The sequence below is a fragment of the Haemophilus haemolyticus genome (assembly GCF_003351405.1).
Taxonomy (GTDB): domain Bacteria; phylum Pseudomonadota; class Gammaproteobacteria; order Enterobacterales; family Pasteurellaceae; genus Haemophilus; species Haemophilus haemolyticus_N.
Genome location: NZ_CP031240.1, coordinates 222,950 through 244,916, shown reverse-complemented (window position 1 = coordinate 244,916; position 21,967 = coordinate 222,950). Strand labels below are relative to the sequence as shown.

Here is a 21,967-nt window from a genome sequence, read left to right as displayed (position 1 = left end):
GTACGCTACTTTTCTATTAGAAATTACAAGTTTATTTATAATCTTAAATTTCTATTAATGCCTTTCTTTAGAAAGGCATTTTTTTACTGAAATTTTATAAGAGTAGATTGAACACATTGTTTAGAAACCTGTTTTTCTATAAGAAAGTGCGGTAGATTACTTTTTTATTTTGATAGTAATCAGTCATATCGCTTTTTTATAACTAAAATTTATAAACTATAAATAAATAATCTTGTTTTTTCATAAGTTTGGTTTTTATAATCATGCTTAGACAAACACAACACAAGGAAGAAAAAATGAAAAAATTACTTTTTACAACCGCACTTTTAAGCGCTGGTATTGCTTTCTCAACATTTTCTCACGCTGGTGAAATTGCTGACCGCGTTGAAAAAACTAAAACTTTATTAGTGGGAACTGAGGGTACTTATGCGCCATTTACTTTTCATGGTAAAGACGGCAAGTTGACCGGTTTTGATGTAGAAATCATTGAGAAAGTGGCAGAAAAATTAGGTTTGAAAATTGAATTTAAAGAAACTGCTTGGGATGGAATGTATGCAGGTTTGAATGCGAAACGATTCGATGTTATTGCAAACCAAACGAATCCAAGTCCAGAGCGCTTAAAAAAATATGATTATTCTGCTCCTTATAATTATTCTGCTGGCGTTATTGTGACTAAAGAAAATAATAACAGCATTAAGACTTTCTCTGATTTAAAAGGTAAAAAATCAGCTCAATCAGCAACGAGTAACTGGAGCAAAGATGCTCGTGATAATGGTGCGATTATTGTGACAATAGATAGCCTTGCGCAAAATCTTGAAGCAGTCAAACAAGAGCGTGTTGATGCAACAGTGAATGATAAATTAGCTGTGCTTGATTATTTCAAAAAACAACCAAATGCAGGTTTAAAAATTGCTGTTGAGAGCGATAAGAAAATTCCAACAGGTTTTGCATTTTTGAAAGGTGAAGAAGAACTGATTGCAAAAGTGAATAAAGCACTAGATGAACTACGCCAAGACGGTACATTAAAACAACTTTCAATTAAATGGTTTGGTGATGACATTACTCAATAATTTGTTAGCGAGTCTTCCATTTATGAGTGCAGAACGAGCTGATTATGTAATCAGCTCGTTTTGGCCTATGTTGGAAGGCGCAATTTTATATACGATTCCCTTAGCCGTTATTTCCTTTTTTTGTGGTTTATTTATTGCGGTAATTGTTGCCGTAATTTGTACGCTTCCTCATCCAAATTTTATGACTAAACTTTTGCAAAGTATTTGTCGCGCTTATATTTCTATTATTCGTGGTACGCCAATGCTTGTGCAGATTTTTATTATTTTCTATGGATTGCCTGAAGTCGGCATTAAACTCGAGCCTTTCCCAACTGCAATTATTGCCTTCTCAGTCAATATCGGTGCTTATGCTGCAGAAACAGTACGTGCATCAATTATTGCGATCCCAAAAGGTCAGTGGGAGGCTTCTTATGCTATTGGAATGAATTATCAACAGGCATTTATTCGCACGATTATGCCACAGGCATTACGCATTTCCGTGCCATCGCTTTCTAACACTTTTATTAGTACGGTGAAAGATACCTCTTTGGCTTCCTTAGTATGGATTGCAGAACTCTTTCGTGTCGCACAAAATATTACAGCTGAGAATTATGAGTTTATCTTGATTTATAGTGAGGCTGCATTAATTTATTGGGTTTTCTGCCTTGTGTTATCTATTGGTCAAATGCGTTTAGAAAAACGTCTTTCTCGTCACTTGTAAGGATTGTCTATGTTAAAAGTAAGTAATATTCAGAAAAACTTTAATGGCAATCATGTGTTAAAAGGCATTGATTTTGAAATTAATAAAGGTGAAGTGGTCGCAATTTTAGGACCTTCTGGTTCTGGAAAAACCACCTTTTTACGTTGCTTAAACTTGCTTGAGAGACCAGAGCAAGGCATTTTGGAATTTACTGATGGTAGTCTAAAAATTGATTTTAGCCATAAAATTAGTAAAGCAGATGAATTGAAGTTGCGCCGACGTTCATCAATGGTATTTCAACAATATAATTTATTTCCTCATCGTTCCGCCCTTGAAAATATCATGGAAGGAATGGTTGTCGTGCAAAAACAAGACAAGAGTCAGGCTAGAGAAAAGGCTCTTAGCTTGTTAGAGAAGGTGGGACTAAAAAATAAAGCGGATTTATTTCCATCCCAACTTTCTGGCGGTCAGCAACAGCGAGTCGGGATCGCCCGGGCCCTTGCGGTAAAACCTGATATTATTTTATTAGATGAACCTACATCGGCGTTAGATCCCGAATTGGTTGGAGAGGTGTTACAAACACTAAAAATGCTCGCTCAAGAAGGCTGGACAATGATTATTGTTACTCATGAAATGCAGTTTGCGAAAGATGTTGCGGATCGTGTAATTTTGATGGCGGATGGGCATATTGTAGAACAAAATACAGCAGATAAATTCTTTTCTTGCCCACAACACGAGCGGACTAAACAGTTCTTATTACAAGCCAAAATATCACTTGATCCAGATTATTGTATTTAAAGTGCGGTAAATTTTTAGAGAGTTTTCTAAATAATGGATTATTTTAGGATTTAATCAAAATGTGATGAATTTCACAAGTTGAGAATTAAATATTTCTGATATCTTTACATTATCAACGCACAATGCAAGAATGCTCGTATTCAAATTTAAGTCAACAGGAGTAAATAATGACTTTGGCAGAACGTCTAAAACAAGAATTTGTTTCTGGTTGGAAACCTTTTGAGGTAGTTTGGCTTGCGCTTTTCATTATTGCGCAGATATGGGCTTATGTACAAGCGCCAGATTCCTGGTTAGCAATGATTTCTGGTATTTCCGGTATTTTGTGTGTGGTATTGGTAAGTAAAGGCAAAATTAGTAATTATTTCTTTGGATTAATTTTTGCTTACACTTATTTTTATGTCGCTTGGGGATCAAATTTCTTAGGCGAAATGAATACCGTACTCTATGTATATTTGCCATCTCAATTTATTGGTTACTTCATGTGGAAAGCCAATATGCAAAATAGTGATGGTGGAGAAAGTGTGATTGCCAAAGCTTTAACTATTAAAGGATGGATGACATTAATCGTTGTGACTACGGTTGGTACTTTGCTTTTTGTTCAAGCATTACAAGCGGCTGGTGGTAGTTCAACAGGTTTAGATGGTCTAACCACAATTATTACGGTTGCTGCACAGATTTTAATGATTTTGCGCTATCGTGAACAGTGGTTGTTATGGATTGCTTTAAATATCCTTTCTATTTTCTTATGGGCAGAAACACCAGCCATGTACTTAATGTACTCAGCCTACTTACTTAACTCGTTGTACGGTTATTATAACTGGACGAAATTGGTTAAATGTAGCTAAACATACTTAAGCAAAATTAGAAACAAAAAAGAGCGGTAATTTACCGCTCTTTTTTTCTTTGCTTTAAGATTAACGCATAGTCACGAATTCTTCTGAACCCGTTGGGTGAATAGCCACTGTGTTATCAAAATCAGCTTTTGTTGCGCCCATTTTGATTGCTACAGCAAATCCTTGAATCATTTCATCTACACCAAAACCAATGCCATGTAAACCCACAACTTTTTCATCTTTACCCACACAAACTAATTTCATTTTGCACGGTTGGCGATGTTGAGTTACCGCAGTGTACATTGCAGTGAAAGAGGATTTATATATCTTAACATTTTCAGCTCCATATTGTTCGATAGCTTGAGGTTCAGTTAAACCTACAGTGCCGATTGGTGGATGGCTGAATACAACGGTTGGAACCAAATTGTAATCTAAATGTTCAGTCGGTTTATTATTGAATAAACGCTCAGAAAGGCGGCGACCCGCTGCAACTGCAACCGGTGTTAATTCAATGCCGTTTTCGATAATATCGCCTACTGCATAAATGCCTTTCACATTAGTATTTTGATATTTATCTACTTTGACATAGCCGCGTTCATTCGTTTCTACGCCAGCATTTTCTAAGCCAATTTTATCTGTCGCTGGAACACGACCTGCCGCCCAAATAACACAGTCCACAGTAACATCAGATTGACCATCACATTTTACTGTAAGTGAACCATCTGCATTTTTAACAATCTCAGATGGTGTGGAATTGGTATGTAATTGAATTCCATCTTGCGCAAGTACTTCCACTAATGTTTCTACGATTAATGGATCTTGATTACGCATTGGCGCATGGCGACGCACTAATAAATGCGTTTCCACGCCTAGGCTGTTTAATACACCAGAAAGTTCAACGGCAATATAGCCTGCACCAATAACAGCAGCGCGTTTTGGTAATTCTGTTAATGCAAAGAAACCATCTGAATCAATGCCATACTCTTGTCCTTTAATGTTTGGACGATATGGGCGACCACCTGTTGCGATTAAAATATGATCTGCGGTTACTTGCTCTTTTGTACCATCAGTAAGTGTTACTTCAATAGTATGCGCATCGACAAATTTTCCGAAACCGTTAATTACATCAATGTTATTTTTTGCTAATACATTGTTATAAGATGTATGAATACGACCGATATAGGCTTGGCGACTTTCAATCAGTTTTGAAAAATCAAATTTTTTCACTTCAACATCAAAACCATAATCTGGTGCATAATTGTTAATTGCTTCTGCAATGTGTGCACCATAAAACATTACTTTTTTAGGTACGCAACCTACATTTACACAAGTACCGCCAAGATGTTTTGCTTCAATGATTGCGCATTTTTTTCCATAGCTTGCAGCACGATTTAGAGATGCAATACCGCCACTGCCACCGCCAATAGCGATGTAATCATAATGTTTAGTCATAGTTTGATCCTTTTTTGAACTCAAAAATTTTCCGTATTTTGCCTAATTTTTATAAAGAATGCTATAAATTGATGTGATTGGTTTTATGAATATTTTTATTCTTTTGAATAGATGATTAGCTTTAGATGATTTTATATGAAAAGTAGTATGTAGAATAAAATGATATCATAAAAAATGAGGGAGGTTATATTAACCTTCCTCACTTAATAGATATCTAATTAGCTATGCGATTAATTAGCATATTGGTTAATAGCCGCGGATACTTCTTGATCTTGATAAATGTTATTCACAATATCGTTAAATGTTTGAGACAGAACTTTTTGAATTTCGTCATTATCCGCGTTTAATGCGCCTTCTTGTGAACGAGTAGCATTAAATGCTTTGTTATATGAACCTTTTGCGCCTTGAACATAAACAGTTGCTTGAATTTTGGTATTAAGTTTATAACGAAGATTACCTTGTTCTACTTGCGTAGCAAATTCACGTACATCCACAGTTACCCCGGCATTTGATCCATTGGATTGCCCAATTCTGAAACCTTTACTAATAAGATTTTGTTGCATCACTTGTTGAAATAATTGTGTAACACTCGGTGATGAATTTAATTTAATGAGTTCTCCACGCTTGGTATAGCTCGCGATATCTTGCGTTGTGCGACTATCTTTCGTTGTTACATACACAATCGCAGTTTGATTAATGTTCATTGTGGCATTCGGTGCCGGTGGTGTGAACGTTAATGTATTTGATTGTGCTTGGCAGCCAGCAAGGAACAGCGTAGCGGCTGCAATACTTACTGCTGATAATGTTTTGATTTTGTTTGATAATGTCATAATTTCCCCAATGAGCCAGTTAAAACTGTGTTATTCTTGCAAACTTCATTGCTAATGTATAGCGTTTCATTGTGATTTTGTGGAGATTTATGATGTCTGTTCAACAAACTATCGAACAAAAAATTCAACTAGAATTTCAACCGCACTTTTTTAGTGTAGAAAATGAAAGCCACTTACATAGTTCTGGTCGTGGCGCGGAATCTCATTTTAAATGTGTGATTGTGAGTAATGTTTTTGAAGGAATGCGTAAAGTACAGCGTCATCAACGTGTTTATCAATTGCTTGCAGATGAGCTTAATAGCGGTGTTCATGCGTTAGCATTGCACTTATTTACTGTAGAGGAATGGGGCGAGTTAAATGAGAAAATTCCCGCTTCAACGAAATGCGCAGGTGTTGGATATTAATTTTTTATGTTATGAAGATGTAACATTTTTTTGATATATCGCAAAAGGTTTTTACAAAAAAGTAGGCGTTTAAGTAGCGAAAAAAGCAGATTTTCGCTAGAATAAGGCGTCTAATTTTATCCAAATTCAATTTCTCGATAAGCATGTTTATCGTGAAGTTAACCGATTTGAGTTTTTTATTTTTGTGGCATTGATGTCTTTCTAAAGGTGTTTTGTCACGCTCAAACACGAGATTGCATTTAACTTGTTTATTTGCAATTGTATTTTTAACCTTGAAAAGTAGTGCAAACAGTATGATTACAATTAAGAAAGGCTTGGATCTCCCAATTGCGGGAAAACCGGCACAAGTAATCCACAACGGAAATGTTGTGAATCAAGTTGCGATTCTAGGTGAGGAGTATGTGGGGATGCGTCCTTCGATGAAGGTACGTGAAGGCGATGTTGTAAAGAAAGGCCAAGTGCTTTTTGAAGACAAGAAAAATCCAGGTGTGATTTTTACAGCCCCTGCAAGTGGTACTATCACTGTAATCAATCGTGGTGAGAAGCGCGTATTACAATCTGTCGTAATTAATGTGGAAGGACATGAGCAAATCACTTTCGCAAAATATAGTGCAGAACAATTGAATACGCTTTCTTCTGAACAAGTAAAACAAAACCTTGTTGAATCAGGTTTATGGACTGCATTACGTACTCGTCCATTTAGCAAAGTACCTGCGATTGATAGTGAACCAGCCTCAGTTTTCGTGAATGCAATGGATACCAATCCATTAGCCGCAGATCCTGCAATCGTGCTAAAAGAATTTTGGCAAGATTTCACGAATGGTTTAACGGTATTAAGTCGTTTATTCCCTTCAAAACCGTTACACTTGTGTAAAGCAGGTGATACTAATATCCCAACTGTTGATCTTGAAAATTTACAGATTCATGATTTCGGTGGCGTTCACCCTGCAGGTCTTGTTGGTACTCATATTCATTTTATTGATCCTGTTGGTGTAAATAAAACTGTATGGCACATCAATTATCAAGATGTGATTGCGGTGGGTAAATTATTTATAACAGGTGAGCTTTATGTTGAACGTGTAATTTCTCTTGCTGGTCCGCAAGTGAGAGAACCTCGTTTAATTCGCACTGTAATTGGCGCTAATCTCTCTCAATTAACCCAAAATGAATTAAGTGCGGGTGAAAATCGCGTAATTTCTGGTTCAGTGCTTTGTGGACAAACCGCAAAAGGTGCTCATGACTATTTAAGTCGCTATGCATTGCAAGTATCGGTAATCGCTGAAGGTAATGAGAAAGAATTCCTTGGTTGGATTACACCGCAATCAAATAAATATTCTATTACTCGTACAGTGTTGGGTCACTTCGGTAAGAAATTATTCAACTTCACTACGGCTGAAAATGGTGGTGAGCGTGCAATGGTTCCAATTGGTAGCTATGAGCGTGTTATGCCGTTGGATATTTTACCGACATTATTATTACGTGATTTAATCGTGGGCGATACCGATAGCGCGCAAGCGTTAGGTTGTCTTGAATTAGATGAAGAAGACTTAGCGTTATGTTCTTTCGTTTGCCCGGGCAAATATGAATACGGTTCAATCTTGCGTCAAGTATTAGATAAGATTGAGAAGGAAGGTTAAAAATGGGTTTAAAAAATCTTTTTGAAAAAATGGAACCCGCGTTTTTACCAGGTGGTAAATACAGCAAGCTTTATCCGATCTTTGAATCGATTTATACCTTGCTTTATACACCAGGTTCAGTAACGCACAAAAACACTCACGTTCGTGATGCGTTAGACTCAAAACGTATGATGATTACGGTTTTCCTTGCGTTGTTCCCTGCGATTTTCTATGGGATGTACAATGTGGGTAACCAAGCGATTCCAGCCTTAAATCAATTAGGCAATTTAGATCAACTAATTGCTAACGATTGGCACTATGCCCTTGCAAGTTCATTAGGTTTAGATTTTACTGCCAATGCAACTTGGGGCTCCAAAATGGCGCTGGGAGCGATCTTCTTCTTACCAATTTACTTAGTGGTGTTTACCGTTTGTACAATTTGGGAATTGTTGTTCTCAGTGGTGCGTGGTCATGAAGTAAATGAAGGGATGTTCGTTTCAACCATTTTATTTGCGTTAATCGTTCCACCAACATTGCCATTATGGCAAGCAGCATTAGGTATTACTTTTGGTATCGTTGTTGCAAAAGAAATTTTTGGTGGCGTTGGTCGTAACTTTATGAACCCTGCACTTGCAGGTCGAGCTTTCTTGTTCTTCGCCTATCCAGCTCAAATTTCAGGTGATACTGTTTGGACTGCTGCTGATGGTTTCTCTGGCGCAACCGCACTTTCACAATGGTCACAAGGTGGTCAGGGAGCATTACAACATACAGCCACTGGCGCACCAATCACTTGGATGGATGCTTTTGTTGGTAACTTACCTGGTTCAATGGGTGAAGTTTCTACGCTTGCAATTTTAATCGGTGGCGCAGTGATTGTGTTCACTCGTATTGCTGCATGGCGCATCATTGCTGGTGTGATGATTGGTATGATTGCAACTTCAACTCTATTCAATTTAGTTGGTTCTGATACTAATCCAATGTTCTCAATGCCTTGGCATTGGCACCTTGTTTTAGGTGGATTTGCATTAGGTATGGTATTTATGGCAACAGACCCTGTTTCAGCATCCTTTACCAATACAGGTAAGTGGTGGTACGGTGCATTAATTGGTGTAATGGCTGTATTAATTCGTACTGTAAACCCAGCTTATCCGGAAGGCATGATGTTAGCGATTTTATTTGCAAACTTATTTGCACCGATTTTCGACTACATCGTTGTTCAAGCAAATATCAAACGTCGGAGAGCAAGAACAAATGGCTAAGTTTAATAAAGACAGCGTAGGCGGCACAATTCTTGTCGTATTACTACTGAGTTTAGTTTGTTCCATTATTGTTGCTGGTTCCGCAGTAATGTTAAAACCTGCACAAGAAGAACAAAAGTTACTCGATAAACAAAAAAATATCTTAAATGTAGCTGGCCTTTTACAAGAAAACACGAATGTAAAAGAAACTTATGCAAAATTTATCGAGCCCCGTTTCGTTGATTTAGCAACGGGTGAATACACACAACAAGCAGATGATAGCCAACAAGCTATTCCTGCTGATGCAGATAAAGCACGTATTCGTTCTCGTAGCAAAACGACTGAAGTTTATCTTGTAAAAGATGAACAAGGTAAAACTCAACAAGTTATTTTACCAATTTACGGAACTGGCTTGTGGTCAGTGATGTATGGTCTAGTATCTGTTCAACCAGATGGTAATACTATTAATGGAATCACTTACTACCAACATGGTGAAACACCAGGATTGGGTGGTGAGATTGAAAATCCAAACTGGGCAAGTTTATTTAAAGGTAAAAAATTATTTGATGAACAACATCAACCTGCAATTCACATCGTGAAAGGACAAGCTCCACAAGATGAGCATAGTATTGATGGTTTATCAGGCGCGACTTTAACTGGTAATGGCGTACAAGGTACGTTTGATTATTGGTTTAGTGCGAACGGTTTTGGTCCATATCTTGAAAAACTTCATGCGGGAGCAAACTAATGTCTGAAAAAGCAAATTATAAAGATCTGTTGTTAGCTCCAGTTGTTAAGAACAACCCAATTGCATTACAAATCTTGGGTATTTGTTCTGCATTGGCAGTAACAACAAAATTAGAAACTGCTGTTGTAATGGCGATTGCGGTGAGTTTGGTAACTGGGTTATCAAGTTTCTTTGTTTCTTTGATTCGAAACTACATTCCAAACAGTATTCGTATTATTGTGCAACTTGCGATTATTGCATCACTTGTAATTGTTGTTGACCAAATATTAAAAGCCTATGCTTATGGTTTATCTAAACAACTTTCGGTATTCGTTGGCTTGATTATCACTAACTGTATCGTAATGGGACGTGCTGAAGCATTTGCGATGAAGTCGCCTCCCGTTGAAAGTTTTGTAGATGGTATCGGTAATGGTTTAGGTTATGGTGCGATGTTAATTATCGTAGCATTTTTCCGTGAACTTATCGGTTCAGGTAAATTATTTGGTATGACTATTTTTGAAACCATTCAGAATGGTGGTTGGTACCAAGCAAATGGTTTATTTCTACTTGCACCAAGTGCATTCTTTATCATCGGATTTGTTATCTGGGGATTAAGAACTTGGAAACCAGAGCAACAGGAGAAGTAATCAATGGAACATTATATTAGCCTATTCGTTAAGGCAGTCTTCATTGAAAATATGGCACTTTCCTTCTTCTTGGGAATGTGTACTTTCTTAGCGGTATCTAAAAAGGTATCAACTGCGTTTGGTCTTGGTATTGCGGTAACTTTCGTTCTTGGGATCGCCGTGCCGGTAAACCAATTAATTTATGCAAATGTGTTAAAAGAAAATGCTTTAATTGAAGGTGTAGATTTATCATTCTTGAACTTCATTACCTTCATTGGGGTTATTGCTGGTTTAGTGCAAATTCTTGAAATGGTATTAGACAAATTTATGCCATCTCTTTATAACGCATTAGGGATTTTCTTACCGTTAATCGCAGTAAACTGTGCGATTTTTGGTGGGGTGTCTTTCATGGTTCAACGTGATTACAATTTCCCTGAATCTATCGTGTACGGTTTCGGCTCTGGTTTAGGTTGGATGTTAGCGATTGTGGCGCTTGCTGGCTTAACTGAGAAAATGAAATATGCGGATATTCCTGCTGGGTTAAAAGGTTTAGGTATTACCTTTATCTCTGTTGGTTTAATGGCGTTAGGCTTTATGTCTTTCTCTGGTATTCAATTATAAGGAGTGTAATCAATGAGCGATTCAGTAATTCTTGCACTCGGTATTGCCGCATTCACGGTCATTGTATTAGTGTTAGTGGCGATCATCTTATTTGCGAAATCAAAATTAGTCGATTCTGGTGATATTACTATCGGCATCAATGACGATCCTGAAAAAGCGATCACATTACCGGCAGGTGGCAAATTATTAGGTGCTTTAGCAAGTAAAGGTATTTTCGTATCTTCTGCTTGCGGTGGCGGTGGCTCTTGTGGTCAATGTATTGTTAAAGTGAAAAATGGTGGCGGAGAAATTCTTCCAACTGAACTTTCTCACATTAACAAACGTGAAGCAAAAGAAGGTTATCGTCTAGCTTGTCAAGTTAACGTGAAAGGTAATATGGAAGTTGAACTTCCAGAAGAAATCTTCGGCGTGAAAAAATGGGAATGTACAGTTATTTCTAACGATAACAAAGCAACCTTTATCAAAGAGCTTAAATTGGCTATTCCTGAAGGCGAGGAAGTGCCTTTCCGCGCGGGTGGTTATATTCAAATCGAAGCTGATCCACACGTGGTGAACTATAAAGATTTCGATATTCCTGAAGAATACCACGAAGACTGGGATAAATATGATTTATGGCGTTATGTCTCTAAAGTTGACGAGCATATTATCCGTGCTTACTCAATGGCTTCATACCCTGAAGAGAAAGGCATCATTATGCTTAACGTACGTATTGCAACGCCTCCGCCACGCCAACCAGATGCACCTCCAGGTCAAATGTCTTCATACATTTGGTCATTAAAAGCAGGTGACAAAGTTACTATTTCTGGTCCATTTGGTGAATTCTTTGCTAAAGAGACTGATGCGGAAATGGTATTTATCGGTGGCGGTGCGGGTATGGCGCCAATGCGTTCTCATATTTTTGACCAATTAAAACGTCTTCACTCTAAACGTAAAATGTCATTCTGGTATGGTGCACGTTCTAAACGTGAAATCTTCTATCAAGAAGACTTTGACCAATTACAAGCTGAAAATCCAAACTTTGTATGGCATGTTGCATTATCGGACGCATTGCCTGAAGATAATTGGACTGGCTATACAGGCTTTATTCATAATGTACTTTATGAAAACTACTTGAAAAATCATGAAGCACCAGAAGATTGTGAATACTATATGTGTGGACCTCCGGTGATGAATGCAGCTGTAATTAAAATGTTGAAAGATCTTGGTGTTGAAGATGAAAACATTTTATTAGATGACTTTGGTGGCTGATTTTAGTTAGTCAATTCATCATAAAAACTGACCGCACTTTGTGATGAAGTGCGGTCAAAATTTAAGGTGTTTTTAGAAAATTTTCTATGATTACAGGTAAGTTTTGTTGAGTTTGCCAGTAATTCACAGATTTAGGAAATCCAGATGAAAAAATTAATAAGCGGTATCATGGCGGTGGCAATGGCATTAAGTCTTGCTGCCTGTCAAAAAGAAACAAAAGTTATCTCATTAAGTGGTAAAACAATGGGAACAACTTATCATGTTAAATACCTTGATGAAGGCTCAATGAATGCAACATCTGAAAAGACGCATGAAGAAATTGAAGTAATCTTAAAAGATGTGAACGCGAAAATGTCCACTTACAAAAAAGATTCGGAACTGAGTCGTTTCAATCAAAATACCCAAGTGAACACACCGATTGATATTTCAGCAGATTTTGCCAAAGTATTAGCCGAAGCGATTCGTTTAAATAAAGTGACTGAAGGAGCATTGGATGTAACTGTTGGTCCTGTCGTTAATTTATGGGGATTTGGCCCTGAAAAACGTCCAGAAAAACAACCTACACCAGAACAATTAGCTGAACGCCAAGCTTGGGTTGGTATTGATAAAATTGCCCTCGATATGAGTGCTGCAAAACCGACATTAAGCAAAGCACTTCCTCAAGTTTATGTCGATTTGTCCTCGATTGCTAAAGGCTTTGGCGTTGATCAGGTCGCTGAAAAGTTAGAACAACTAAATGCTCAGAATTACATGGTTGAAATCGGCGGTGAAATTCGTGCGAAAGGAAAAAATATTGAAGGCAAACCTTGGCAGATCGCAATTGAAAAACCAACCACAACAGGTGAAAGAGCGGTTGAAGCTGTCATTGGATTAGATAATATGGGAATGGCAAGTTCTGGCGATTATCGTATTTACTTTGAAGAAAATGGTAAACGCTTTGCTCATGAAATTGATCCGAAAACAGGTTACCCAATTCAGCATCATTTAGCCTCAATTACGGTACTTGCGCCAACTTCAATGACTGCAGATGGCCTATCAACAGGTTTATTTGTGCTGGGTGAAGACAAGGCGTTAGAAGTGGCAGAGAAAAATAATCTTGCCGTTTATTTAATCATTAAAACAGATAATGGTTTTGTCACAAAATCATCCTCTGCGTTCAAAAAATTAACAGAAACAAAAGAATAGTTATGCAAACTTTATTTTTTACTTTAATCGCTTTCGTCGCAATTATATTGTTGATGTCTATCGGATTTATTATCAAAAAACAAAGTTTAAAAGGCAGCTGCGGTGGTTTATCTACCCTTGGTATTGCCAAAGCTTGTGATTGTGATAAACCTTGCGACACGCTTCAATCAAAATTAGATGCGGGCGATGAACAAGCAAAAGCCGAATATGAGCAAAAATTTGCGAAAAAAGATGATGATTCGCAATTTTATGAAGTGAAATAACTTGCTCAAAAATGACTGCACTTTATGTGCAAAATAAAATTAACGGCAAAATTATTTTGCTGTTTTCTCATTAAATTACCAATGTGCTTCGCCTTAACCGAAGTTACGGGAGAACTATGTTAATTTCAAGTACTTATAATCAACACTTTCCTCAATTGACGCAAGAGCAGCTTGCGAGAAATGCGACAAAAAAAGTGATTTGTGGTATGTCTGGCGGTGTGGATTCTTCTGTGTCAGCTTTTATTCTTCAACAGCAAGGCTATCAGGTGGAAGGCCTGTTTATGAAAAACTGGGAAGAAGATGATGATACGGATTACTGTACTGCCGCAGCTGATCTTTCAGATGCTCAGGCTGTATGTGACAAGTTGGGGATTAAACTACATAAAATTAATTTTGCGTCAGAATACTGGGATAATGTCTTTGAGCATTTTTTAACTGAATATAAAGCAGGGCGCACGCCGAACCCAGATATTTTGTGTAATAAAGAAATTAAATTTAAAGCATTTTTAGAATATGCAGCAGAAGATCTTGGTGCCCATTACATTGCAACAGGGCATTATGTACGTAGAGCCGGTGATGATGAAAATGCAAAATTATTACGTGGTCTAGATGCCAATAAAGATCAAAGTTATTTTCTTTATACCTTAAGCCATAAACAAGTAGGGCAAAGTTTATTCCCCATTGGTGAAATTGAGAAGCCGATTGTTCGCGCTATTGCTGAAGATCTTGGCTTAATTACGGCAAAGAAAAAAGACTCTACCGGTATTTGTTTTATTGGTGAGCGTAAATTTAAGGATTTCTTAGCGCGTTACTTACCGGCTCAACCTGGTGATATTCGTACTGTTGATGGTGAAATTATTGGTCGCCATGATGGTTTGATGTATCACACGTTGGGACAGCGTAAAGGATTAGGCATTGGTGGTTTAAAAAATGCGGGTGATGAGGCTTGGTACGTGGTAGATAAGGATGCAGAAAATAACGAACTTATTGTCGCTCAGGGGCATGACCATCCTCGTTTATTTTCAAAAGGTTTGATTGCTAGCCAATTACATTGGGTTGATCGCGAACCAATTCGAGAGTTATTACGTTGTACGGTGAAAACACGTTATCGCCAACAAGATATTCCTTGTGTGATTGAACCGATTGATGATGAAACTATTAGAGTGATTTTCGATGAACCTCAATCAGCAGTAACACCAGGACAATCTGCCGTATTTTACCTTGGTGAAATTTGTTTGGGCGGTGGTATTATCGAAGAAAGAATATAAAACAAAGATACTAAAAGCGCATGTTATGCGCTTTTAGACTATTTAATCAAACCAAATGACACTTGCCATTCTGCCCGTTTGGTTGTCACGGCGATAAGAGAAGAACAATTCTTTTTCATTGAATGTACAGTGATTTCCACCATAAATTTTCGTAATGCCTAGATTGTTTAATCGTTGAGTCGCGATTTGATAAAGATTACCTAGGTATTTACCTTCTTCTATTGCATCAGGTTGAAAGGCGAGTTTGGCTTTTTCATCTACCGAAACAAACTGTTTTACAACATCAATTCCAACTTGAAATGCTGTTGGGCCAATTGCAGGGCCAAACCACGCTATAATATCTTCAGATTTCTGAAAGCATTTTACCGTTTCTTCCAATACGCCATCACATAAACCACGCCAGCCGGCATGTGCTGCAGCTACTTCATTGCCTGATGTTGTGGTGAATAGAACCGGCAAACAGTCTGCAGTCATAACAACACAAACTTGATTACGAACATTTGTATAAACGGCATCCGCTTCGAGATTTTGTCCTGAATAAGGTAATTGAATTACTCGAGTGCTGTGTGTTTGAGTTAGAAATATAGGTGTTTGTGGCAAACCAAATTTTTTTACTAATAAAGTGCGGTTAGTTTTTACCGCACTTTTGTTATCACCGACATGATCGCCTAAGTTGAAACTAAAATAAGGCGTCAAGCTCACGCCCCCTTCACGAGTGGTGGTAAAAGCATGAATATTCTTTGGAACGTTCCAATTTGGGTTAATCACTTGCATATTAATAATCTAACTCATCTTGATGTTCGAGATAGTCTGCTTTGAGTGCATTAAGCAATTCAACAAAGTCATCAGGTAATGGTGCATACCATTCCATCATTTCACCTGTAATTGGATGAGCTAAGCGTAACATGACCGCATGTAAAGCTTGGCGTTTGAAATTACGCAATACTTCCATAAAGTCTTCACTCGCATTTTTAGGCGGGCGAGGGCGTCCGCCATAGGTTTGATCGCCTAGCAATGGATGGGCAATATGTGCCATATGAACACGGATTTGATGTGTACGCCCTGTTTCCAAACGTAAACGTAAACGAGTGTAGTTACGGTAATTTTCCATAATACGATAATGGGTGACAGCTGGTTTTCCCATTGGATGAACAGCCATTAAAGTACGTTTGGTTGCATGACGAGCCATAGGTTGATCTACTGTACCACCTTTGGTCATAATGCCTGAAGCGACCGCTTCATATTCACGCGTAATTTTGCGTTTTTGTAAGTCGCGTACTAACTTAGTTTGTGCTGGAATAGTTTTCGCAACAACCATTAGACCTGTTGTATCTTTATCTAATCGATGCACAATTCCTGCTCGCGGTACTTCTGCAATTGGCGGATAATGATAGAGTAGCGCATTGAGCACAGTTCCATTTGGATTGCCAGCACCAGGGTGTACCACAAGATCTTTGGGTTTATTAATCACAATAATATCGTCATCTTCATACACGATATTCAATGGAATATTTTCTGGTTCAAAACGTGTCTCATCTTCCACTTCTACGGTGATTTCTATTTTTTCTCCTCCAAGCACTTTCTCACGCGGAATATTGGCAATGCGATCATTAAGTTTTACGAGATCGGCTTCAATCCACGTTTTTAATCGGGAGCGAGAATATTCTGGGAACAACTCTGCAAGTGTTTGGTCTAAACGCTGTCCCATTTGTTCTGGCTGCACTTCAGCCGAAAGGGTGATTTGTGGCATAAATAGCTCTCAAAAATTTTAAAAGTTGGCTTATTGATTAATGTTCTATACAATAGCGGACAATTGTATCTTATTTATTGGTTTTCGTAAAAATTAAGGAAAAAACAATGTGTAAAATAAAATCTTTGGCATTGCTTGCCGTGGCAGCATTGGTTGTTGGATGTTCAAGTGGTTCAAAAGATGTGGAGCAAGCATCAGTAAATGAGTTGTACACTAAAGGTGTCACATCATTACAAGAAGGCGGCTATTCTGAAGCTATTCGTTATTTAAAAGCAGCGACTGAACGTTTCCCTGGTAGTATTTATCAAGAACAGGCGATGCTAGATTTAATTTATGCAAACTATAAAGCACAAGATTATACGCAAGTATTATTGACGGTAGATAGCTTTTTACATCAATTCCCACAAAGTCCTAACCAAGACTATGCAGTCTATATGGCTGGGTTAACCAACGCAGCAACAGGTGATAATTTTATTCAAGATTTCTTTGGAATTGATCGTGCGACACGTGAAACTACTTCTATGCGTACTGCTTTTTCTAATTTCCAAAATTTAGTTCGTGTATTCCCTAATAGCCCTTATGCTCAAGATGCTTTAGCGCGTATGGCTTATATTAAAGATGCGCTTGCTCGTCATGAGTTAGATATTGCAAAATTCTATGCAAAACGTGATGCTTGGGTTGCTGTGTCAAACCGTGTAGTTGGGATGTTGAAACAATATCCTGATGCTAAAGCAACTTATGAAGGTTTATCTTTGATGAAAGAAGCATATGAAAAAATGGGTTTAACAGCATTAGCCAATGATACCCAAAAAATTATTGATGCGAATAAAGATAAAACTTTTGCACCAATTGAAAAACCAGATGAGCCAGAATTAAAAGTTCCGACTGCTAAATAGTCATAAGATATGAATAAAAAGCCCGAATAATTTCGGACTTTTTGCTATATACTATCCTCGATGTGCATTTTTCATAATGCGATCTTTTGTTACTTTCCATTCACGCTCTTTAATATCATCGCGTTTATCATGTTGTTTTTTACCTTTGGCTAAACCAATTTTGACTTTCGCCCATGCACTTTTCCAATAAAGAGAAAGTGCTACGATGGTAAAACCGTCTCGGTTTGCTTTGCCAAATAGGGATGCTAATTCGCGTTTATTTAATAATAACTTACGAGTGCGAGTTGGATCACAAACAATATGTGTTGATGCAACATTTAATGGCTGAATGCTTGCACCGAATAAAAAGGCTTCGCCATTTTTAAAAATGACATAACTATCACTAATGTTTGCCTTGCCAGCGCGCATTGATTTGACTTCCCAGCCTTGTAGTTCAAGACCTGCTTCAATTTCATCTTCTATAAAATAATCATGTCTCGCACGTTTATTCAGTGCGATAGTATTTGATCCTGGTTTTACTTTTTTCTTTGTCATAATTTTTATACCTTATTTTGCTTGGCGCATTTTATCGGATATCTATTTTTATAGCAAAAAAGATCATCTAGGGAGAACTGGCAGTCGCGTTTATTTTCAAACTTTAAAAGATAAAGGATTTATAAAAAATTCAAGAAAAAATCACCGCACTTTTGTAAGAAAAAACAGACACATTGCTGTGTCTGTTTAAGTGAGATAAAAAAGATGAATTAAGTTTTAGTGATTTATATAAAGTGAATAAACGATTATTCCAAACGTTTTGCCACTTTAAGCCAATCAGCCTTAAATTCACGATGCATATTATTAATTGCATCAATAATATCATGGTGAACCAGTTGTTCATTTTGGATGCCTACGCAGTAGCCACCTTTACCTTGTAGCAATAAATCTACCGCGTATGCGCCCATACGTGAAGCAAGAATACGGTCAAATGCACAAGGAGAACCACCACGTTGAATATGCCCTAAAACAGTTGCACGAGTTTCGTGCCCAACGCGAGCTTCAATTTCTTTTGCGAGAGAATGAACATCGGTTAAAAGTTCAGTGATTGCGATGATTGCATGGCGTTTACCACGAATAATGCTACGTTCAATTTGTTGAATTAATTCTTCGCGATTAAATTCAATTTCTGATGCGACGATATATTCGCAACCGCCAGCGATTCCTGCAGAAATCGTTAAGTCACTACAGTGGCGACCCATAATTTCAACGATAGAAATACGTTGGTGTGAGCTTGATGTATCGCGTAAACGGTCGATAGCATCGACCGCAGTTTGTAATGCGGTTTGATAGCCGATGGTATAGTCAGTACCTGCAACATCATTATCAATAGTGCCTGGTAAGCCAACACAAGGGAAACCATGTTCTTCGGTTAACAATTTTGCGCCCATGTAAGAACCGTCACCACCGATAACCACAAGTGCATCAATGCCGTGAGAACGTAAAATTTCTGCGCATTTCGCACGAACATTTGGATCTTTAAATTCAGGAAAGCGTGCAGAACCTAAGAAAGTACCGCCACGATTAATTACATCAGATACGCTATAGCGATTTAATTGTTTGATTTTATTGTTGTATAAGCCTTGGTAACCATCATAGATACCAAACACTTCTAAGCCTTCTGCAAGTGCAGAACGTACTACGCCACGAATTGCGGCATTCATACCTGGCGCATCGCCACCACTTGTTAAAACTGCAATTTTTTTAATCATATTTACCTACTTTTAACCGTAATTGGAAACTGGCATAAGATTACATCATTAGAGGTATCTGCTCTAGCAAAATCTGATGAGATTTTGATCCGGCATAATTTTTTACATTATTTTTGACAGAACAGTTGCCACTTCAAATCTTGTAAATGCTTTCTTTCTATGTCCACAACGTATTTTTGCAAATGCTGTTGCACTTTATCGGCGGATAAATGCTTAGAAAGTGTTGGTTGCTGTACTTTTTGTGAATATTGATACTGAACAAAGCCACATTGTGGTAATTGTCGTCCTTTCATCACATTGACTTGCCAAGATGGATTTTCCTTCGTTGGCGAATAGATGACATATCCATTTAATTCATTTGGATTCGTCGAATTTTCTGGAATAGCATCGAAATGGAAATCTTTTACGCCTGTATTACGATAAATATGTTCTCTCAATGCGATCCGCTCTTTAATTGAACGCGCTGGTTGATTGCGATCAAAGAGAATTTCAATTTCAGATTGCCAATTTTCTAGCGTATCTGGCTTAGAGATGTAAACATAGCGAGCAATGGTTTCTAAATCTTGGCTGCCGGTAAGGGCATAATTTTTACCGTTGTGCTCTAACTGCGTAGGAACATTTAATTGAGTCAGTTTAGTTGCACAGCCAGAGAGTATAAGTGCGGTCAATATAACAAAAATTTTATTCATTGATATCTCGCTTAAATACAAATTCGGTTTCAGTGGATGATGCTGAGTCAAACCAATAACCAGCTAAATCAAATTCTTTTAACTGTTCAATGTCGCTTAAACGATTTTGAATAAGATAACGGCACATTAAGCCTCGAGCTTTTTTAGCATAAAAGCTAATTACTTTGTATTTGCCATTTTTATTGTCTAAGAAAACAGGCTTGATTATCTTGGCTTTAAGTTGGTTTTCTTTAACAGATTTATAATATTCATCAGAGGCTAAATTTATCAGAACATTATCACCTTGTTCATCTATAGCTTGTTGAACCGCTTGAGTGATCACATTTCCCCAAAAGGCATACAGATCTTTTCCTTTCGGATTGGCTAATTTTGTGCCCATTTCTAATCGGTAAGGTTGCATTAAATCAAGCGGTTTTAAAAGCCCATAAAGCCCAGAAAGCATACGTAAATGAGATTGAGCAAAGGCAACATCATCTTCCGAAAGGGAATTAGCATCTAAACCAGTATAAACATCACCTTTAAATGCAAATAATGCAGCGCGGGAATTGTTTTCATTGTGAATTTTTGTCCATTCTGCAAAGCGTGCGGCATTTAAACCGGCTAACTTATCGCTGATAGACATAAGCGATGAAAGATCTTGCGGAGAAAGTTTACGACAAACCTCAATAAGTTTTTCGCTGTAATCGGTAAAGTGCGGTTGAGAAACAGGAAATTTTTTTACCGCACTTTCAAAGTCAAGGGTTTTCGCAGGGGAGATAATGGCTAACATAATCGTCCTTTTATGAAAAAAGAATGGGCGTATATTAGCATAAAAATTTACACTAAACGCGTTTATATAGTCCATTTTCACTCATGATGAGATCTTGCAATTCAAGATCGAGCAACTGAACAAGTAAAACATCGACACTCAGGTTAAATTCTTCAGCTAAATCATCAATGCTCACAGGAGTGTAACCGATACGAGAGTAAAGTTTCGGGTGACTTGGTGCTTCTACCAATCGCCGAGGATCGGGTGGTGGCGTGTAATTAGGCACTGCGATTTGGTCAAAATCGATTTCAGTTTGGCTATGGATAGAATGTTGGTAGAGGGTTTCCAAAATATCCTTTGCATTTTCTACCAACATTGCGCCTTGTTTAATGAGACGATTACAACCTTGGCTAAATTCACTTTGAATATTACCTGGCACAGCAAAAACCTCTCGGTTTTGTTCCAATGCATACCGAGCGGTAATCAGAGAACCGCTTTTTTCCGTGGCTTCAACCACTAATGTCCCAACCGAAAGCCCGCTAATAATCCTATTACGACGAGGGAAGTTTGTCGCAATTGGTGCTTGGTTTGGTAAAAACTCAGAAACTAATGTACCGTTGTTTTGCAAAATGAGTTCTGAAAGTTTTCGGTGCTTTACGGGATAAATTTGTTCTAATCCGCTTCCTAAAACTGCAATGGTTTGTCCTTGAATATCAACAACTGCTTGATGGCAATGCCCATCTATTCCCAATGCGAGTCCACTGGTAATCGTAAAGCCAGCCAATGAAAGTTCCGTAGCAAAATATTTAGCCCAATATTCACCATAAGCTGTGCAGTAGCGACTTCCCACCATAGCAATTTGACGTTGTGAAAGTGCGGTCAAATTTCCTTTTACAAATAGCAGAGGGGGAAAGCTCGCTATCTGTTTCAATAGGAAGGGGTAAAAAGGGGAAAAATAATTCACCAAATGATTTCCCTCTTTTTGTGACCACTCTAGCGCTGGCTCAATAAATTTTGCTTCAGGCTTGAACCAACGACGAATTTGAATGGCGCCCCATCCCATTTGTCGGAAAGCAATATCATCATAATTGAGCAACTCGTCTAGCGTAATATTGGATAAAATTTTATCAATGCCCACTCCGCCAAGTTTAGGAACTTGCATTAGGCGGAGGAGTGTGTAAGTAATATCTTGCATGCTTTTTCCTTTTTGATTTTAAAATTTAGTATGGAAAAAACGAGTGAAAGAAACGATTAACTTGAAAGCATTTTGCGATGTAGATC

At 37.8% G+C, this 21,967-nt stretch carries 24 protein-coding genes; 15 read left to right on the top strand and 9 right to left on the bottom strand.

The genetic code is table 11. The features are described 5' to 3' along the window. Positions 1 to 296: 296 nt before the first annotated feature. The 4 genes from DV427_RS01140 (at position 297) to pnuC (ending at position 3,392) form a co-directional block, all read left to right on the top strand. Positions 297 to 1,070 (top strand): amino acid ABC transporter substrate-binding protein, encoded by a 774-nt coding sequence (locus DV427_RS01140; RefSeq protein WP_114891015.1) that lies wholly within the window; start codon positions 297 to 299, stop codon positions 1,068 to 1,070. Next, the gene (locus DV427_RS01135; RefSeq protein ID WP_005628353.1) at positions 1,054 to 1,770 is read left to right on the top strand and encodes an amino acid ABC transporter permease; all 717 of its coding nucleotides are present in this window, start codon (positions 1,054 to 1,056) and stop codon (positions 1,768 to 1,770) included. The genes DV427_RS01140 and DV427_RS01135 overlap by 17 nt, the downstream gene beginning before the upstream one ends. A 9-nt stretch (positions 1,771 to 1,779) precedes the next feature. Further along, on the top strand, positions 1,780 to 2,547 hold the full coding sequence (locus tag DV427_RS01130; RefSeq protein ID WP_114891014.1) for an amino acid ABC transporter ATP-binding protein: 768 nt from the start codon (positions 1,780 to 1,782) through the stop codon (positions 2,545 to 2,547). Positions 2,548 to 2,714: 167 nt separating this feature from the next. Further along, positions 2,715 to 3,392, top strand: a complete 678-nt coding sequence (gene pnuC / locus DV427_RS01125; RefSeq protein WP_114891013.1) for a nicotinamide riboside transporter PnuC — start codon at positions 2,715 to 2,717, stop codon at positions 3,390 to 3,392. Positions 3,393 to 3,461: 69 nt separating this feature from the next. Here pnuC and gorA read toward each other — a convergent pair whose 3' ends face one another. Together gorA and DV427_RS01115 are read right to left on the bottom strand one after the other, a co-directional pair. Next, entirely contained in the window at positions 3,462 to 4,832 is a 1,371-nt protein-coding gene (gorA, locus tag DV427_RS01120; RefSeq protein WP_114891012.1) for a glutathione-disulfide reductase, read from the bottom strand. A 230-nt stretch (positions 4,833 to 5,062) separates the two neighbouring features. Continuing rightward, entirely contained in the window at positions 5,063 to 5,662 is a 600-nt protein-coding gene (locus tag DV427_RS01115; RefSeq protein WP_114891011.1) for a YajG family lipoprotein, read from the bottom strand. A gap of 92 nt (positions 5,663 to 5,754) precedes the next feature. Here DV427_RS01115 and DV427_RS01110 point away from each other — a divergent pair, with 92 nt between their 5' ends. The 10 genes from DV427_RS01110 (at position 5,755) to mnmA (ending at position 14,858) form a co-directional block, all read left to right on the top strand. Continuing rightward, positions 5,755 to 6,066 carry a BolA family protein gene (locus DV427_RS01110; RefSeq protein WP_114891010.1) on the top strand — a complete coding sequence of 104 codons (312 nt, stop codon included), beginning with the start codon at positions 5,755 to 5,757 and terminating at the stop codon, positions 6,064 to 6,066. 293 nt (positions 6,067 to 6,359) lie between these two features. Further along, positions 6,360 to 7,703, top strand: a complete 1,344-nt coding sequence (locus DV427_RS01105) for a Na(+)-translocating NADH-quinone reductase subunit A (RefSeq protein WP_114892158.1) — start codon at positions 6,360 to 6,362, stop codon at positions 7,701 to 7,703. 2 nt (positions 7,704 to 7,705) lie between these two features. Beyond that, a complete protein-coding gene (locus DV427_RS01100; RefSeq protein WP_114891009.1) occupies positions 7,706 to 8,941 on the top strand; it encodes an NADH:ubiquinone reductase (Na(+)-transporting) subunit B in 1,236 nt (411 codons plus the stop codon). Further along, positions 8,934 to 9,668 carry a Na(+)-translocating NADH-quinone reductase subunit C gene (locus DV427_RS01095; protein ID WP_005629176.1) on the top strand — a complete coding sequence of 245 codons (735 nt, stop codon included), beginning with the start codon at positions 8,934 to 8,936 and terminating at the stop codon, positions 9,666 to 9,668. Before DV427_RS01100 ends, DV427_RS01095 begins: the two co-directional genes overlap by 8 nt. Continuing rightward, complete coding sequence (gene nqrD, locus DV427_RS01090; RefSeq protein ID WP_005629349.1) at positions 9,668 to 10,294, top strand: NADH:ubiquinone reductase (Na(+)-transporting) subunit D; 627 nt, start codon at positions 9,668 to 9,670, stop codon at positions 10,292 to 10,294. The genes DV427_RS01095 and nqrD overlap by 1 nt, the downstream gene beginning before the upstream one ends. Before the next feature lie 3 nt (positions 10,295 to 10,297). Beyond that, a complete protein-coding gene (gene nqrE, locus DV427_RS01085) occupies positions 10,298 to 10,894 on the top strand; it encodes an NADH:ubiquinone reductase (Na(+)-transporting) subunit E (protein ID WP_005631374.1) in 597 nt (198 codons plus the stop codon). Positions 10,895 to 10,906: 12 nt separating this feature from the next. Next, on the top strand, positions 10,907 to 12,142 hold the full coding sequence (gene nqrF, locus DV427_RS01080; protein WP_005629183.1) for an NADH:ubiquinone reductase (Na(+)-transporting) subunit F: 1,236 nt from the start codon (positions 10,907 to 10,909) through the stop codon (positions 12,140 to 12,142). A 144-nt stretch (positions 12,143 to 12,286) separates the two neighbouring features. Then, positions 12,287 to 13,327 (top strand): FAD:protein FMN transferase, encoded by a 1,041-nt coding sequence (locus tag DV427_RS01075; RefSeq protein ID WP_114891008.1) that lies wholly within the window; start codon positions 12,287 to 12,289, stop codon positions 13,325 to 13,327. Between the two features lie 2 nt (positions 13,328 to 13,329). Beyond that, on the top strand, positions 13,330 to 13,590 hold the full coding sequence (gene nqrM, locus DV427_RS01070) for a (Na+)-NQR maturation NqrM (RefSeq protein ID WP_005629187.1): 261 nt from the start codon (positions 13,330 to 13,332) through the stop codon (positions 13,588 to 13,590). A gap of 116 nt (positions 13,591 to 13,706) precedes the next feature. Beyond that, a complete protein-coding gene (gene mnmA, locus DV427_RS01065) occupies positions 13,707 to 14,858 on the top strand; it encodes a tRNA 2-thiouridine(34) synthase MnmA (protein ID WP_114891007.1) in 1,152 nt (383 codons plus the stop codon). Between the two features lie 42 nt (positions 14,859 to 14,900). Here the strand turns inward: mnmA and pgeF are convergent, their stop codons facing one another. Both pgeF and rluD read right to left on the bottom strand, forming a co-directional pair. Next, entirely contained in the window at positions 14,901 to 15,632 is a 732-nt protein-coding gene (gene pgeF, locus DV427_RS01060) for a peptidoglycan editing factor PgeF (protein ID WP_114891006.1), read from the bottom strand. A gap of 1 nt (position 15,633) precedes the next feature. Continuing rightward, positions 15,634 to 16,608, bottom strand: a complete 975-nt coding sequence (gene rluD, locus DV427_RS01055) for a 23S rRNA pseudouridine(1911/1915/1917) synthase RluD (RefSeq protein ID WP_005633366.1) — start codon at positions 16,606 to 16,608, stop codon at positions 15,634 to 15,636. Between the two features lie 107 nt (positions 16,609 to 16,715). On the opposite strand from rluD, the gene DV427_RS01050 reads away from it, so the two are divergent. After that, positions 16,716 to 17,504, top strand: a complete 789-nt coding sequence (locus tag DV427_RS01050) for an outer membrane protein assembly factor BamD (RefSeq protein WP_114891005.1) — start codon at positions 16,716 to 16,718, stop codon at positions 17,502 to 17,504. A 51-nt stretch (positions 17,505 to 17,555) separates the two neighbouring features. Here DV427_RS01050 and smpB read toward each other — a convergent pair whose 3' ends face one another. From smpB to dprA, 5 genes are all read right to left on the bottom strand, one after another. Continuing rightward, a complete protein-coding gene (smpB, locus tag DV427_RS01045) occupies positions 17,556 to 18,038 on the bottom strand; it encodes an SsrA-binding protein SmpB (RefSeq protein ID WP_005633362.1) in 483 nt (160 codons plus the stop codon). Positions 18,039 to 18,283: 245 nt separating this feature from the next. After that, positions 18,284 to 19,249: a 6-phosphofructokinase gene (gene pfkA / locus DV427_RS01040; protein ID WP_005633361.1), complete on the bottom strand. Its 966-nt coding sequence runs from the start codon at positions 19,247 to 19,249 to the stop codon at positions 18,284 to 18,286. A 107-nt stretch (positions 19,250 to 19,356) separates the two neighbouring features. Then, a complete protein-coding gene (locus DV427_RS01035) occupies positions 19,357 to 19,938 on the bottom strand; it encodes a hypothetical protein (RefSeq protein ID WP_114891004.1) in 582 nt (193 codons plus the stop codon). Further along, positions 19,931 to 20,707: a peroxide stress protein YaaA gene (gene yaaA, locus DV427_RS01030; protein WP_114891003.1), complete on the bottom strand. Its 777-nt coding sequence runs from the start codon at positions 20,705 to 20,707 to the stop codon at positions 19,931 to 19,933. The genes DV427_RS01035 and yaaA overlap by 8 nt, the downstream gene beginning before the upstream one ends. 52 nt (positions 20,708 to 20,759) lie before the next feature. Further along, the gene (dprA, locus tag DV427_RS01025) at positions 20,760 to 21,881 is read right to left on the bottom strand and encodes a DNA-processing protein DprA (protein WP_114891002.1); all 1,122 of its coding nucleotides are present in this window, start codon (positions 21,879 to 21,881) and stop codon (positions 20,760 to 20,762) included. Between the last annotated feature and the right edge of the window lie 86 nt (positions 21,882 to 21,967).